The 13,919-nt window shown below is 68.1% G+C and carries 14 protein-coding genes and 1 tRNA gene; 6 read left to right on the top strand and 9 right to left on the bottom strand.

Annotated features, from left to right (window positions below):
• Positions 1–26 precede the first annotated feature (26 nt).
• Entirely contained in the window at positions 27–752 is a 726-nt protein-coding gene (locus tag Q7C18_RS07970) for an ASCH domain-containing protein (RefSeq protein ID WP_070160557.1), read from the top strand.
• Between the two features lie 9 nt (positions 753–761).
• On the opposite strand, the gene mgrA is transcribed toward Q7C18_RS07970, so the two are convergent.
• Positions 762–1,811: an L-glyceraldehyde 3-phosphate reductase gene (gene mgrA / locus Q7C18_RS07965; RefSeq protein ID WP_070160558.1), complete on the bottom strand. Its 1,050-nt coding sequence runs from the start codon at positions 1,809–1,811 to the stop codon at positions 762–764.
• A 72-nt stretch (positions 1,812–1,883) separates the two neighbouring features.
• On the opposite strand from mgrA, the gene Q7C18_RS07960 reads away from it, so the two are divergent.
• Complete coding sequence (locus Q7C18_RS07960; protein WP_070160560.1) at positions 1,884–2,429, top strand: hypothetical protein; 546 nt, start codon at positions 1,884–1,886, stop codon at positions 2,427–2,429.
• Between the two features lie 25 nt (positions 2,430–2,454).
• Here the strand turns inward: Q7C18_RS07960 and Q7C18_RS07955 are convergent, their stop codons facing one another.
• The 5 genes from Q7C18_RS07955 to Q7C18_RS07935 form a co-directional block, all read right to left on the bottom strand.
• Complete coding sequence (locus Q7C18_RS07955) at positions 2,455–2,934, bottom strand: Hsp20/alpha crystallin family protein (RefSeq protein WP_311024894.1); 480 nt, start codon at positions 2,932–2,934, stop codon at positions 2,455–2,457.
• A gap of 128 nt (positions 2,935–3,062) precedes the next feature.
• Positions 3,063–4,232, bottom strand: a complete 1,170-nt coding sequence (locus Q7C18_RS07950) for a cysteine desulfurase family protein (protein WP_311024892.1) — start codon at positions 4,230–4,232, stop codon at positions 3,063–3,065.
• A gap of 45 nt (positions 4,233–4,277) precedes the next feature.
• Positions 4,278–5,120, bottom strand: coding sequence for a carboxylating nicotinate-nucleotide diphosphorylase (gene nadC, locus Q7C18_RS07945; RefSeq protein ID WP_311024940.1), 843 nt, complete (start codon positions 5,118–5,120; stop codon positions 4,278–4,280).
• Between the two features lie 49 nt (positions 5,121–5,169).
• Entirely contained in the window at positions 5,170–6,444 is a 1,275-nt protein-coding gene (nadA, locus tag Q7C18_RS07940) for a quinolinate synthase NadA (protein WP_311024890.1), read from the bottom strand.
• A complete protein-coding gene (locus Q7C18_RS07935) occupies positions 6,441–7,196 on the bottom strand; it encodes an NrtR DNA-binding winged helix domain-containing protein (RefSeq protein WP_311024889.1) in 756 nt (251 codons plus the stop codon). Before Q7C18_RS07935 ends, nadA begins: the two co-directional genes overlap by 4 nt.
• A gap of 140 nt (positions 7,197–7,336) precedes the next feature.
• Here Q7C18_RS07935 and Q7C18_RS07930 point away from each other — a divergent pair, with 140 nt between their 5' ends.
• The 4 genes from Q7C18_RS07930 to Q7C18_RS07915 all read left to right on the top strand — a co-directional run bounded on the left by Q7C18_RS07930 (position 7,337) and on the right by Q7C18_RS07915 (position 10,067).
• Positions 7,337–8,437, top strand: a complete 1,101-nt coding sequence (locus tag Q7C18_RS07930) for a putative sulfate exporter family transporter (RefSeq protein ID WP_311024888.1) — start codon at positions 7,337–7,339, stop codon at positions 8,435–8,437.
• 75 nt (positions 8,438–8,512) lie between these two features.
• Positions 8,513–9,535, top strand: a complete 1,023-nt coding sequence (locus tag Q7C18_RS07925; protein WP_311024887.1) for an Rv2578c family radical SAM protein — start codon at positions 8,513–8,515, stop codon at positions 9,533–9,535.
• A 69-nt stretch (positions 9,536–9,604) separates the two neighbouring features.
• A complete protein-coding gene (locus tag Q7C18_RS07920) occupies positions 9,605–9,943 on the top strand; it encodes an antibiotic biosynthesis monooxygenase family protein (protein WP_311024886.1) in 339 nt (112 codons plus the stop codon).
• 51 nt (positions 9,944–9,994) lie between these two features.
• Positions 9,995–10,067, top strand: a tRNA-Arg gene (locus Q7C18_RS07915).
• A 74-nt stretch (positions 10,068–10,141) separates the two neighbouring features.
• Here Q7C18_RS07915 and Q7C18_RS07910 read toward each other — a convergent pair.
• The 3 genes from Q7C18_RS07910 to solA are packed head-to-tail and all read right to left on the bottom strand — an operon-like array spanning position 10,142 to position 13,871.
• Positions 10,142–11,323, bottom strand: coding sequence for an FAD-dependent oxidoreductase (locus Q7C18_RS07910; protein ID WP_311024884.1), 1,182 nt, complete (start codon positions 11,321–11,323; stop codon positions 10,142–10,144).
• Positions 11,320–12,774, bottom strand: a complete 1,455-nt coding sequence (locus Q7C18_RS07905) for a sodium:solute symporter family protein (RefSeq protein WP_311024883.1) — start codon at positions 12,772–12,774, stop codon at positions 11,320–11,322. The genes Q7C18_RS07910 and Q7C18_RS07905 overlap by 4 nt, the downstream gene beginning before the upstream one ends.
• A complete protein-coding gene (solA, locus tag Q7C18_RS07900; protein WP_311024938.1) occupies positions 12,771–13,871 on the bottom strand; it encodes an N-methyl-L-tryptophan oxidase in 1,101 nt (366 codons plus the stop codon). Before solA ends, Q7C18_RS07905 begins: the two co-directional genes overlap by 4 nt.
• Positions 13,872–13,919 lie beyond the last annotated feature (48 nt).

Below are 13,919 nucleotides of genomic sequence, written 5' to 3'. Positions count from 1 at the left end.
CATCGTCTGCCCGTAGACTGCACTCCATGCTGACGCTCAACGACCGCCGTGTCCTGACTGCCGCACGGGAGGTCACGTCCCGTCTCGGGCCGGGGGACGAGCACACCGTCGGTTCCGCAGCGATCGACATCTCCGGGCGCATCCACACCGGGGTCAACGTCCACCACTTCACCGGTGGCCCCTGCGCGGAGCTCGTGGTGCTGGGCCAGGCCGCCGCAGTGTCCTCTGACCGGCTGATGACCATCACCGCTGTGGGCGATGACGGCCGTGACGTCATCGCGCCCTGCGGACGATGCCGCCAGGTGATGCTCGATCTTCATCCTGACCTCGAGGTGCTGGTGCCGCCGACCGACGCCACCGCAGGGGAGGCGGCGACGCCGGTGTCGATCCGCGACCTGCTGCCACACGGGTACCGGTCGCCGGACGCTGATGCCGGGCGGGTGCTGCGTTTCGCCGGCCAGTACTACGACGATGTCGCCGACGGTCGCAAGACCGTGACCATCCGGCTGGGAGACCCCCAACGGATCGGCCCGGTGACCATGGTCTTCGAGCAGGCGGAGGTCGCAGGGTTCCAGGTGCTCTCCGGCGTCGTGGAGACCATCGGGCAACGCCGGTTCGGGGAGCTGACCGCCGAGGACGTGCGGCGGGAGAACGCCTCGTCGCTGGAGGCTCTGCGCTCCGGGCTGCGGGGCCACTATCCGCACATCACGGAGGAGGACGTCGTCGACGTCGTCGGCTTCCGCCTCGCCTGATGAGCCGGATCAGGCGGACGTGCTGCGGCGCGCGTCGCCCCAGATGTCGATGCCGGCGTCGACGGCGTGCTGGTCGATCTCGGCCAGCTCCTCGGTGGTGAACGGCGCGCTGCGCAGGGCCTGCAGGTTCTGCTCCAGCTGCTCGACCCTGCTCGCACCGATCACCAGCGAGGTGACCCGCTCGTCTCGCAGAGCCCAGGCCAGTGCCATCTGGGCCAGCGTCTGGCCGCGCCGCTGGGCGATGTCGTAGAGTGCGCGGATCCGAGCCAGGTTCTCCTCGCTGAGGAAGCCGTCCCGGAAGGACGGCTTGGTCGCGGCACGAGAGTCCTCCGGGACGCCGTCGAGGTACTTCTCCGTGAGCATTCCCTGAGCGAGCGCACTGAAGGCGATCACGCCCACGCCCTCCTCCTCGACCGTGTCCAGCAGGCCGTCCTGCTCGATCCACCGGTTGAACATCGAATACGAGGGCTGATGGATCAGCAGGGGAGTGCCCAGCTCCTTCAGGATGGCCGCGGCCCGGCGGGTGTCCTCCGGGGAGTAGGAGGAGATTCCGGCATAGAGGGCCCTGCCGGAGCGGACGGCGGTGTCCAGAGCGGCCATCGTCTCCTCGAGCGGGGTGTCCGCATCCGGGCGATGGGAGTAGAAGATGTCCACATAGTCCAGCCCGAGACGGTCCAACGAGGCATCCAGGCTGGAGAGCAGATACTTCCGGCTGCCTCCCGGCCCGCCATAGGGGCCCGGGTGCATGGTCCAGCCCGCCTTGGTGGAGATGATCAGCTCATCCCGGTAGGGGGCGAGGTCCTCCCTCATGAGCCGACCGAAGTTGATCTCCGCCGAACCCGGAGGGGGACCGTAGTTGTTCGCCAGATCGAAATGCGTGATGCCGGAGTCGACGGCGAACCGCACGATGTCCCGCTGCCGTTGGAAAGGGACGTCGTCACCGAAGTTGTGCCACAGGCCCAGCGAGAGCGGCGGCAGCACCAGGCCGGAGCGACCGACCCGGCGGTAGTCCAGCCTCGAGTAGCGGTCGTCGGCGGCGAGGTAGGGCCGGTGGCTCATGGGTGCTCCTGTTCGGTCGTCGGGCCGCTGGCAAGCCTACTCCTGCCGGGGCGGGCCGACTACGATCAGTCCATGGTGACGTCACAGAACACAGCAGCGATCGCCCGCGCGACGGGCCGGCCGTGGGACGCCTGGCTCGAGGAGCTCGACGGCGCAGGCGCCCGCGAGATGGACCATCCGCAGATCGCCGGGCTCGCGATCGCCCGCATGCCCGAAAGCCTGGACAACCCCGGCTGGTGGGCCCAGGGAGTGGCGGTGGCCTATGAGCAGCATCATGGGATGCGGGTCCCGGGGCAGACCAGCGACGGGATGTTCCAGGCCTCGGCCAGCAAGACGTTCCGCGGCACGCGGGATGAAGCGTGGGCGGCCTGGACGGAACTCGTCGCCGACCGTGAGGAGTTCAACGGCGTCGGGCTCGCCCAGGCGCCCACGACCTCTGAGACCCCGAAGTGGAGATACTGGCGGGTCTCCTTGGAGGACGGCACCAGGGTGAGTGTGGGCGTCACACCCAAGGGTGACGAGAGGGCAACCGTCGGCCTGGAGCATGCGAAGCTCGGCTCTCCTGAGGAGATCGACCGGTGGAAGCCCTTCTGGAAGGCGCTGCTCGCCGAGCTGTGAGCAGACCCCGGTCACGGATCGGTGCTCAGCTCTCGATCTGCTCCTGGGCGCCGGAGCCGGACCGGGTCACCTGGATGCGCTGCGGAGTCTCTGCGGAGTAGACGCCTGCGACCCTCACGGTCAGCACGCCGGCGTCGTAGTCCGCTGTCACGGAGTCCGAGGGGACCTCCTGCGGCAGAGTCACCGTCCGGGAGAAGCTGCCGTATCGGACCTCGCGCAGTCCTTCTGCCTCGCGCTCGTCACGGCGCTCACCGGAGACGGTGAGGCTGAGTCCGGTCAGCTCCACTGAGACGTCCTTCTCCGGGTCCACCCCGGGAAGGTCCACACGCAGCACCAGGTCCTCGCCGTCGCGGTGGGCGTCGACGGCGGGGACGAAGCCCGTGCCTTGTCCTGATTCCATGCGGGGAGCCGCGAAGGCCGCGGAGTAGAACAGCGGGGTGCGCAGGGACCGGAAGACGTCGTCCATCAGGGACAGCGGGTCCAGGCGGGTCAGACGGGTGGTCATGAGGATCAGCCCCTTTCGATCTGTTGTCTGGTTGACGGCTTGCAGTCAGATCAACAGCTGTCCGGGGCGTCGTATTCCAAAGTTGAGCGTCATATGCTCAGGTTTTCATATCGCCGTGTCGCTGGCCCTCATGGTGCCGCACAGGCACTGCGGATCAGCGCCTCAGCGGCACGTGCGAGGTCAGCTGATGAGGTGTTGACGTCGAAGGTGAACCGGACGGCGGTCTGTGCCAGGTCCTCCGGCACGCCCATAGCCGTCAGGCTGGGACTCGCCTCCGAGGAGCCGGCGGCGCAGGCGGACCCGGAGGAGCAGAAGATCCCGGCCCGCTCCAGATCCAACAGCACGGATTCTCCACTGCGGCCCGGCAGGACGAAGGAGGCGTGACCGGCCAGCCGCCGGGTGCGGTGACCGGTCAGGCGAGCTCCGGGGACACCCTCCTCGACGGCGGCGATGAAGTCGTCGCGTCGGCGACGCAGCGTCTCGGTGTCCTCTGCGGCGGCGAGCTCCAGCGCGGTGGCCATGCCGACGGCGCCGGCGACGTCCTCCGTGCCGGAGCGTCGGCCGCGCTGCTGGCCGCCGCCGTGGATCAGCGGCTCGAACGGGGTCCGACGCCGCAGCCACAGGACGCCGACGCCTTTCGGGGTGCCGAGCTTGTGTCCGGCCAGGCTCAGGGCCTGCACCCCGAGTTCGCGGACGTCAATGGTCTCGGATCCAGCCGCCTGGACCGCATCGGTGTGGAACGGCGTGCCGGTCTCGGCGGCGACGGCCGCCAGGGAGGCGATGTCCTGGACCGTGCCGACCTCGTTGGAGGCCGTCTGCACGCTGACCAAGGTGGTGTCAGACCGCAGGCGGCGCTGCAGCTCGTCGGGGTCGACGACTCCGGCATCGTCCACAGGCAGAACGTCCACCTCGTAGCCGATCCTCTCCAACCAGGAGGCCGATTCGGCGACCGCTGGGTGTTCCACGGCGGAGATCAGTACGTGCCGGCCTCGGGGAGCCGCCAAGGCGATCCCCTTGACCGCGGCATTGTCAGCCTCGGTCCCGCCCGAGGTGAACAGGATCTCACCCGGCCTGGCGCCCAGGGAGCGTGCCACACGGGCGCGGGCGTCGGTCAGGGCGCGCTCGGCGGCGAGTCCGGGCTCGTGTCGGCTCGAAGGATTGGCGTGCACCCCGGCGAGCAGGGGCCACATGGCCTCCAGGACCTCCCTGCGCACCGGGGCTGAGGCGGCCGAGTCCAGGTAGATCGTCCCGGAGGGGGAGGGCGTCGGCCGCTCCTGCGGGTCGGCGGTCTGTGTCATCTGAGGATCCTTCACCGGGTCGGGCGCTGCGGCGCGTCGGGGAGGTCAGCGCGACGTGGTCATGTCGAGTCCGAGGTCCACAGCTGGCACGCCATGTGTCAATGCGCCGACACTGATGACATCGATGCCGGTGGCGGCCACCTGGCCGATCGTGTCCAGGGTGATGCCTCCGGAGGCCTCGACCACGGCACGGCCGGCGATGATCTCCACTCCGCGGCGCAGTTCCGGGAGGGAGAAGTTGTCCAGCATGATCGTGTCGGCCCCGCCGGCCAGCGCCGGGGCGATCTGGTCGATCCGGTCGACCTCCACCTCGATGTGCACGGTGTGCGGCAGTCGGGTTCGTGCGGCGGAGATCGCCGCGGCGAGGTCGTCCACCAGGGCGAGGTGGTTGTCCTTGGCCATCACGGCGTCGGAGAGGCCTGACCGGTGGTTGTGTCCGCCGCCGCAGCGCACGGCATGACGTTCCAGCGCGCGTAGCCCCGGAGTCGTCTTGCGTGTGTCGGCGATGCGCACCCCCGTGCCAGCCACCGCCTCGACGTAGCGGGCCGTCAGACCAGCGACCGCCGTCATGCGCTGCACAAGGTTCAGAGCCACCCGTTCGGCGGTCAGGATGGGCCGTGCCGGGCCGTGCACCGAGGCGAGCCGCTGGCCGGCGACGAAGGGTGTGCCGTCGTCGTGATGAACCGTGACCTCCACATCCTGGGACAGCGCCGTCATCGCCGCGGCGAACACCGCGCCGCCGCTGAACACGCCGGCCTCGCGGGCGACCAGGTCGGCCTCGGCCTGTGCGTCGGCCGGCACGAATGCCCACGAGGTGAGGTCCCCGAAGGGGGCGTCCTCCTCCAAGGCGCGATGCACCACAGTCTCGATCTGGCTGCGCGTGAGCAGCGGGTCCCCCGCGACGTCGCGGGCAGGGAGCAGGGGGGTCGTCACGGGATCACCTCGGCTTCGCCGCGAGCATGCGGTCCAGGGCGACCTTCGCCTCTGCTGCGACCTCGTCGTCGACGATGATCTGGTTCTCCACCCGGCCGGCGACGAGCTCGTCCAGCACCCACGCGAGGTACCCCGGGTGGATCCGGTACATGGTCGAGCAGGGGCAGATCACCGGATCCAGGCAGAAGATCGTGCGGTCCGGGTATTCGGCGGCCAGCCGGTTGACCATGTTGATCTCGGTGCCCACCGCGATCGTGTCACCGGGGGACGAGGCGGCGATGAACTTCCTGATCGCGTCGGTGGAACCGGCGGCGTCGGCGGCGTCGACCACCGGCATGGGGCATTCCGGGTGGACGATGACCTGGCAGCCGGGGTGCTCGGCGCGGGCCTGGGAGATCTGGTCCACAGTGAAGCGGCGATGCACTGAGCAGAAGCCGTGCCACAGGAGCACCTTCGCCTCTCGCAGCCCCTCCTCGGTGTTGCCTCCGAGCTCCTGCCGCGGGTTCCACATCGGCATCTGCTCCAGCGGCACTCCCATGGCCTTGGCGGTATTGCGGCCCAGGTGCTGGTCAGGGAAGAACAGCACTCGGTGAGCACGCTCGAACGCCCACTCCAGTACGGTGGCGGCGTTCGACGAGGTGCACACGATGCCGCCGTGGCGGCCGCAGAAGGCCTTCAGCGCCGCCGAGGAGTTCATGTAGGTCACCGGGATCACCGGGAGCTTGCCCTCAGCATCCGGCTGGGGATCCTCCGGGTCGAAGCCGTAGACCTCGGCGATGTCCTCCCAGGCCTCCTCCACGGACTCCTCATCGGCCATGTCAGCCATGGAGCAGCCGGCCGCGAGGTTGGGCAGGATCACCTGCTGATCGGCCGAGGAGAGGATGTCGGCAGTCTCGGCCATGAAGTGCACGCCGCAGAACATGATCGTCTCCGCCTCCGGCTTGGTCAGTGCCGCGTTGGCCAGCTGGAAGGAGTCTCCGACGAAGTCGGCGTACTGGACGACCTCGTCACGCTGGTAGAAGTGTCCGAGGATCACGAGCTTCTCGCCGAGGGCCTCCTTCGCCGCACGGATCCGAGCATGGAGCTGCTCGTCCTCGAGCTCTCGGTACAGCTGCGGCAGCTGACCGGGGCGGACCGTGCGGTCAGGAATCGGGTCGGACTCGGAGGCGCCGGGCCCGTATCCGGGGGCGACGTCGAACTCCCAGGGGCCGCGTGGCAGCGAGTCGTTGCACGACTCCTTGGGCTTGAGCTCGATGCGGTCGTGGACGGACAGGCTCATGGGTTCTCCTCGATGGTGAGCGTGTAGCGGGAGCGGTTGGGGGCCGAGCGGTAGAGCAGCGGCGGCCGGTGGTTCGTGCCGGTCATCCGACGCCCGGTGCTCTCCACCGAGCCCTGGGCCAGCACCTGGCGGCGGAAGTTCGACGGATCCAGGTCTCTGCCGAGGATCGCCTCATAGACCTCGCGGAGCCGGGTCAGCGGGAACTCCTCGGGCAAGAACGCGTGCGCGATGGGGGAGTAGGTGATCTTGGCGCGCAGTCGCTGCAGGGCATAGCGCAGGATGACGCCGTGGTCGAAGGCCAACGGGGCGGTGCCGTCCTCATGGCGGCGCAGGGTCTCATCGGCCGGGAACCACGCGACGTTGTCCCCGTGGTCGGCCTCGGCGTCCTCCTCGGGACGGACCAGGGCCCAGTAGACGATCGAGACCACGCGCTGGTCCGTCTGGCCGGACCGGTCGACGTCGCCGAAGGCGTAGAGCTGTTCGAGGTGCCGGGGCTCCAGGCCCGTGGTGGCCTTCAGCGTCTCCCGGGCCGAGGCGGCCAGGTCGTGATGGTCCTCCAGGGGTCCGCCGGGCAGGGCCCAGCGGCCGCAGAAGGGGTCGCGGATGCGGCGGACCAGCGGCAGCCACAGCGTCGGGCGGTCCTGTGCGGGGCCCGGGCGCAGGGAGAACACGACGGTGGACACGGCCAGCTCCAGGTGCTGGTGGGGTGCCGGTGCCCGGGCCGTCGACTGGCTCCCTGCGGGACTCGTCACGATGAGCTCACTCCTTCTGGTATCTGTGACACTATGCTATCCATCATAAAGTCATGTCAACCTGAAGGGTGGCAGAGGAGGTGGCGACGGCGGAGCGGCCCTGGTCCTGCGGGCTCTCGCCTCCGGCTTAGACTGTCGCGGTGACCTCTCCTGCTCGACGCCGCCTCCGCCAGGGGCTGCCCGCCGACCGCCGAGGCCTCGGACGGGTCGGGCGCCCTGTGCGGCGCCTCGTCCCGGGGCTCGCTGTGGCGCTGATGGCCGCCGTGGCCGCCCACCTGCTCGCCGAGCAGATCCCCGGCGTCTCCGGACTGCTGCTGGCCATCCTCCTCGGCATCGGTCTGCGTGGACTGCGCTGGATCCCGCCGACCTTCGAGGCGGGACTGCGCGTCGCCTCCAGGACCGTGCTGCGGCTGGCCATCGTGCTGCTCGGGCTCCAGCTGGTGCTGGGCGACATGCTGGCTCTGGGCTGGGAGGTACTGGTCATCGTCGCCGGCACGGTGGTGGTGACCTTCGTCGGCACAGTGCTGGGAGGTCGGGCGCTGGGCACCCCTCGAGGGGAGTCGACCATGCTCGCCACCGGCACTGCGATCTGCGGCGCCTCTGCGGTCGCCGCGGCCGCAGCTGCTCTGGACCGTGGAGACGGACGGGACAGCCGCGGTCGGCCGGTGGATGCGGCTGCGGCGATCGCGGTGGCCGTGGTGACTCTCTGTGGGACCATCGCCATGCTCGTGCTTCCGCTGCTCGTCACCATGCTCGGGCTGGACGAGCGGTCCGCCGGCATCTGGATCGGAGCCGGTGTCCACGAAGTGGGTCAGGTGGTGGCTGCGGGAGGGATGGTCGGCGCCACGGCGCTCGCGGTCGCCGTCGTGGTCAAGCTGGCTCGAGTGGTGCTGCTGGCGCCGATCATGGTGGGGCTCGGAGTGGTGGCGCGTCGGCGCGATCCGGGCGGGAGCGCGGCACAGCGAGAGGCGGGACGGCGGCGAACGCCGCTGATCCCCGGGTTCGTTCTGGGCTTCCTGGGTGCGGCCGTGCTGGCCTCTGTGGTGGGGATTCCAGAGGGGGTCATGGATCCGGTCCGTGCTGTCACCACGATGCTGATGACGATGGCGATGGTGGGGATCGGTTCCGGGGTGGACCTGCCCGACCTCCTGCGTCGAGGTGGGCCGGCCCTGGCGCTGGGCGTGTTCGGCACGGTCCTTGCCCTGGGTGTCTCGCTGATCGGCGTGGTCGTGCTCCTCTGAACGGCAGGCCCAGAGGTGCCTCGCCGAGGTCGGAGTCTCTCGACTTTCATTCGAAACTGTGTTCGAATGGCAGGTATGCGATGGCAGGGTCAGAGGATCGACGGCGACGACGGCGGGGCGCTGCTGCCGCTCAAAGGCCTGGTGCGCACGGTGCGCACCCCAGACTTCGACGGTGTCACGTTTCATGAGATCGCCTGTCGGTCGGCGCTCAACCGCGTGCCGGCAGGTTCGAACATGCCCTTCACCTGGACCATCAACCCCACCCGGGGGTGTCTCCATCGATGCGTCTACTGCTTCGCGCGGAAGACCCATGAGTACTTGGACTTCGACTCCGGCCGGGACTTCGACACCCAGATCGTGGTGAAGACGAACATCGCGGATGTCCTGCGAGCTGAGCTGTCCAAGCCCAGCTGGGGTAGGGAGCACGTCGCGCTGGGAACCAATTCGGATCCCTATATGCGCGCGGAGGGCCGGTATCGGCTCATGCCTGACATCATCGCGGCGCTGGCCGAGTCTGGGACTCCGTTCTCCATTCTGACCAAGGGCCCGCTGCTGAAGCGGGACCTGCCGCTGCTGCGCGAGGCTGCGCAGCAGGTGCCGGTCTCCGTGGCGGTTTCGCTGGCGATGGTGGATCGGGACCTGCAGCAGCGCGTCGAACCGGGCACCCCGGACCCGCGCGCCCGGCTGAGCCTGATCCGCTCCGTGGTCGATGCCGGACTGGAATGCACGGTGCTGGCGATGCCGATCCTGCCGTGGCTCACCGACTCCGAGGAGCATCTGGATGCGCTGCATGCCGAGCTGGCCGAGGCGGGAGCGGCTGATGTGACCACCGGAGCGCTGCATCTCAGGCCGGGGGCGCGGGAGTGGTTCCTGGACTGGCTCGCTCGGGAGCATCCCCGCCTGGTGCGGCGGTATCGACGGATCTACCGGGGAGGCTCCTATGCCTCCTCCGAGTACAGAACGTGGCTTGCGGCGCGGGCGAAGGAGGCGCGGCGCAGGCACGGTGTCGACCGTCGCCGGGACCCCATGTGGCGGGAGCGCGTGTCGCCGGAGCTGCCGGCCGCGGATCTCGGCCCCCGGCAGCCGGCGCTGTTCTGACTGCCGGGGCAGGCGAGTTCTGGCTGACATCTCCGCGCGGCCTCAGCCCGGGGGTGTCACAATGAATCCATGAGCGTCATCAAGATCAATGCGATCACCGTTCCTGAGGACTCCGGCGATGAGCTGGGAGCCCGCTTCGCCGCACGGCATGGCTCCATGGAGGGCACTTCGGGCTTCGAAGGGTTCGAGCTCTTGCAGCCCACCGATGGCCGCACGGTCTGGCTCGTCGTCACCCGCTGGGCATCGGAGGAGGACTTCGACAACTGGCGGAACTCCGAGCATTTCCAGCGTTCGCACGGTCAGGGCGGCTCAGGAGATCGGGACTCCGGTGACCAGGGGGAGCAGAAGCGACCCCCGGTCGGCATGTCCTCGGAGCTGTGGAGCTACCAGATTTCGGTCACCGGCTGAGGGCTGGTAATCTAACTGGGTCAGAACGTCAGCCCGGCTGACCTGGCCCGCGCCTCCTTAGCTCAGGGGATAGAGCGTCTGCCTCCGGAGCAGAAGGCCGCAGGTTCGAATCCTGCAGGGGGCACCCATCGCCGAAGCCCCGGATCACTGGTCACAGTGGTCCGGGGCTTCGTCGTACACGCTGCGAACGATCTCACCTCATTGCTCACCGGGCTTCCGCGGCCCTCGCGGTAAGTCGACTGGGACCCCTTCTGCGAAGCGGGTGAGCCGAAAATCTTCCAGAAGAGGTTCGATGTCACCCTGGACCTCGCGGGCAACGGCTCGCCCGAGGAAAGGCGCCAGCGTCACGCCGCTATGGGTGGCCACTACGTAGATGTCCGGTGCCTCCGGCGCAGGTCCAGCAATGGTCCGCCCGTCGATGGGCATCGCGCGCTGACCCACGAGGATCTCGGCAGTCTCGAGTGACTCCGTCCCGTGCAGGATCGTACGAAGGCGCGACAGGTACTCCGGGACAAGGCTGGCCCGGTCGGATTCCGCGGCCTCAGGGGAGGCTGAGACATCGAGGTCCAGCGCCTGGATCAGAAGCCGGCCTCCGCCCTCTGGGCGCACGTTGAGCCACGGCGTGGTCACGAGCCGATGCAGGCGGGCGGGAGTGGGGGCTGTGCGTACCAGGTGGCCCACGGTCACGTCTCCGGGGGCGGTGTGCGCGGCCATCGGGACGTCGAGCCCCAGCGAGGCAGCCAGCGGCCCGGTCCATCGTCCGGTGGCCAGTACGACTCGATCTGCTTCGATATGCGATCCGTCAGCGAGGAGCACGTTCAGAGGGGAGCCGGAACGATCAATTCCTGTGACCCGTGCCCCTTCACGCAGAATCCCGCCGTGCGCCTGGAACTGCACGAGACGTTCAGCAACGTAGAGGTGAGGGTAGACGTGTGCCTCGTCGGGGAAGAAGACTATCGTTTTCGCGCTCGGCGGCACGATGATCCCCGGTTCGAGGCGCTGCGCCTGGGCGGACGTGAGTTCTTCCACGGCGTAGCCGCGGGAAGTCATGCGTTCTGCCCGGGCTCTGAGGTCCCGTTCATGAGCCTCATCCTCGGCGATCTCAAGGTGCCCTGTGGCAGCGATCCACGGCGTCTGGGGTGTCGCGAGACTCCGGTGCGCATCGAGCCCTGCTTGGTTGAGGCGGAAATAGCTCTCTGGTTCTTTCCCGTTGGCATTGACCCACGCATACGACGTCGAGGTGGTTCCGGCCCCGATGCGTGCGGCCTCCAGTAACGTCACAGGTGTGCCGCGAATCGCGAGTTCTGTCGCGACCGAGATGCCGAGGATCCCGCCCCCGATCACAACGACGTGCTGGGACGAATGAGTGTTCAGAGTCACGGGGCCTCCTGGTTGATGCGGCTGGGGGTGTCCGGGGAGATTGCGCGTGAAGCGCGCTGCGCCGTCATGGCGTGCGTCAGGAGCAGGCACGCAGCGCTCGTTCCGATGCCGAAGATCGCGTACGGAACGGTGGTATCGAGGATGTGCGCCGTGGCGCACCCGAGCAGGCCGCCGAGCATAGAAATGCTGGCAGTGACAGCCCGGAGCCTGCCACGTCTGCGGTACAAGATGTAACCCAGGAAGATCGGGGCTGCCAGTAGGGAAGCGGAATAGGCGTAGGTGGCGACCAGCCAGGCCAGGGCAGCCGGGTACGCAATGGCCAAGAGCGCCGCGAGGATCATGACCGCCACGGAGATGATTCTCGACAGGCTCCGGGTGTCCCGTTCAGGGGAGCGTCCCAGCACACGGATGGTGACGTCTTGCACGACATTGGTCACCACGGATTGTAAGGCGCTTGACGTCGTGGTCGCGATGGTGATCAGGAGAAAGGCGGCGAAGACGGCCAGCAGGCCGATAGGCAGCTGGGTCAGTATCCATCCAGCGGCCTGCTCGGAATCGTCGCCGACGAAACTGTCATTGAGCGCACGAGTGGTGAGTCCCAGGAGAAACGGGTAGGCCGAGCCGAGGAAGACCACCACGCCCCCGAGAACCAGGCCCAGCCGTGCCTTGGCGATGTCGCGTGTCGCGAAGACGCGCTGGTAGTACATCTGGTTCGTCAGTGTCCCGGGAATGATGGCGAACATCCACAGCAGGACTGTCATGGCGCCGGCCGCGGCGAGGCCTTCGGGGAGGCTGACGATCTCCTGGGGGACGGCCGATCTGATGCCACTCCAGCCACCTGCCAGGGAGAGGGTGTAGCTGACGACGACCACGGACAGCACCAGCATCATGGCGCCCATGATGGCGTCGCTCCATGCCACCGAGCGCAGGCCTCCGGGCAAGACGAAGATGAGCGTGATGAGTCCCATGACGCCGGTCAGGACGACGGGAGAAGCGCCGGTGAGCTCGGAGAACAGGGACGCGAAAGCGACGTACTGGGTGGCCAGCCAGCCGAAAGGGACCACTATGGCGCCCAAGGCCGCAAGTACTGTGACCAGGGGATGTTCGACATAGATCCGCCGCAAGATCTCCGGGACGGTAGTGAACTCCTCGCGCCGGAGCCAGCCCCCGATCAAGGAGAGCAGCAGGAATCCGACCAGGACGCATCCTGGATAGAACCAGTACGCCCAACCCACGTTGTAGGCATTCCCTACGTGGGCGACCAGCACTCCGCCGCCGGTGGCGGTGGCGAACTGGGTCAAGACCACGACCCACAGCGGCAATGAGCGGCCAGCGACGTGCCAGCCTTCTCCGCTCGTGACATGCCGCCCGGCCAGGAACGAGACTGATGCTCCGATGCTCAGGACCACGAGACAGCACACAATGACGAGGGACAGTTCTCCGGTGGTCATGACAGCGCTCCTTCTGGCGCGAATCGGGCAGGGGCCAGGTGGTCAATGTGATGGTCGGTATGCCCTCGCAGCGCCAGATCAGCTGCGACCTCACCGAAGGTGGGCGCCAGCTTGAACCCATGCCCGGAGAAGCCCGTGAGGACGGTGACGTGGGGTAGCCCTGGAACCGTCCCGATGATGCCGTGCTGGTCGGGGGTGAAGGCATCGGCGTAGGAGCCCACACGCACCGGATCCGGATTGAGGCCTGGGAGGAAACGGCGGACGGCGTCGCACATGGCCGTGAGCAGTTCCGGACTTGGATTCCTGCTGACCTCGTCGGCGCTGCTCAGCCGTGGCCGGGGGAGGCTGTGCAGGCTCACCTTCACCGTTTCTCCGTCAACAGCGGGGAAGCAGGAAAAGGCGGTCGGTCCGGAGCGGATGAGGATTGGCGAGTGGAGCGGGTCGAACTGCGGGGGATCTTCGGCCCGGAACCACAGCGTCGTGATCTGGTGTACTTCCAGAGGCAGCCTGGCCAGGGCTGGCATCATTGGGGCCCAGGGTCCGGGGCACAGGATGACGTGATCGAACTCGTCGTCGCCGTCGCGAGTGTGGACCACTGCGCCCGTGGCCGATGAGGCCAGAGAGAGGACGGGGGAGTAGCGGTGGAGGGTGGCGCCTCGGGTCTCAGCTTGCTGGGCGGCGGCCTGGACCGCGTGCTCCGGACGAAGCACTCCTGCACTGTGGTCCAGGATCGCAATCTCGGAATCCTCGAGGGGCAGGTGCGGAAACCTGAGGCGTGCTTCGGTGGCAGTGAGTGTTTCGTGCGGGAGGCCGAAATGTTCGATGCAGGACCGGACGGTCTGTACATCCGGGTGATCCTCAGGACCGATGGTCAGCCCTCCGGCCGTGGTGAGAAGATCCGCGCCGCTCTCCTCCTCGAGTTCATCCCAGAGTGCCGCTGCCCGTTGCAGCAGTGGAACGTACTGCCGACCTTCTCTGTACGCCACACGGAAGATCCGTGACTGTCCTCCGTATCCACCGCGATCGTGTCCAGGGGCGTAGGCGTCGAAGCCATGGATGTCGGCATCCGTCCGTCGGCTCAATGACCATAGGGCCATCGAGCCCACGGCGCCGACTCCGACAACGGCAATGCGTGGAGATGTCCT

This window comes from Nesterenkonia sp. CL21 (genome assembly GCF_031705515.1).
Lineage (GTDB): Bacteria > Actinomycetota > Actinomycetes > Actinomycetales > Micrococcaceae > Nesterenkonia > Nesterenkonia aethiopica.
The sequence above is the reverse complement of the archived record's forward strand: the minus strand, read 5'-3'. Positions and strand labels throughout refer to the sequence as shown.

What these genes read in the sequence shown, in the direction of transcription:
- mgrA (WP_070160558.1), bottom strand. Translation starts at nt 1,811, where the DNA reads ATGAGCCACCGGCCCTACCTCGCCGCCGACGACCGCTACTCGAGGCTG.
- Q7C18_RS07905 (WP_311024883.1), bottom strand. Translation starts at nt 12,774, where the DNA reads ATGACCACCGGAGAACTGTCCCTCGTCATTGTGTGCTGTCTCGTGGTC.
- Q7C18_RS07950 (WP_311024892.1), bottom strand. Translation starts at nt 4,232, where the DNA reads ATGACACAGACCGCCGACCCGCAGGAGCGGCCGACGCCCTCCCCCTCC.
- Q7C18_RS07970 (WP_070160557.1), top strand. Translation starts at nt 27, where the DNA reads ATGCTGACGCTCAACGACCGCCGTGTCCTGACTGCCGCACGGGAGGTC.
- Q7C18_RS07920 (WP_311024886.1), top strand. Translation starts at nt 9,605, where the DNA reads ATGAGCGTCATCAAGATCAATGCGATCACCGTTCCTGAGGACTCCGGC.
- nadA (WP_311024890.1), bottom strand. Translation starts at nt 6,444, where the DNA reads ATGAGCCTGTCCGTCCACGACCGCATCGAGCTCAAGCCCAAGGAGTCG.
- Q7C18_RS07960 (WP_070160560.1), top strand. Translation starts at nt 1,884, where the DNA reads ATGGTGACGTCACAGAACACAGCAGCGATCGCCCGCGCGACGGGCCGG.
- solA (WP_311024938.1), bottom strand. Translation starts at nt 13,871, where the DNA reads ATGGCCCTATGGTCATTGAGCCGACGGACGGATGCCGACATCCATGGC.
- Q7C18_RS07925 (WP_311024887.1), top strand. Translation starts at nt 8,513, where the DNA reads ATGCGATGGCAGGGTCAGAGGATCGACGGCGACGACGGCGGGGCGCTG.
- Q7C18_RS07955 (WP_311024894.1), bottom strand. Translation starts at nt 2,934, where the DNA reads ATGACCACCCGTCTGACCCGCCTGGACCCGCTGTCCCTGATGGACGAC.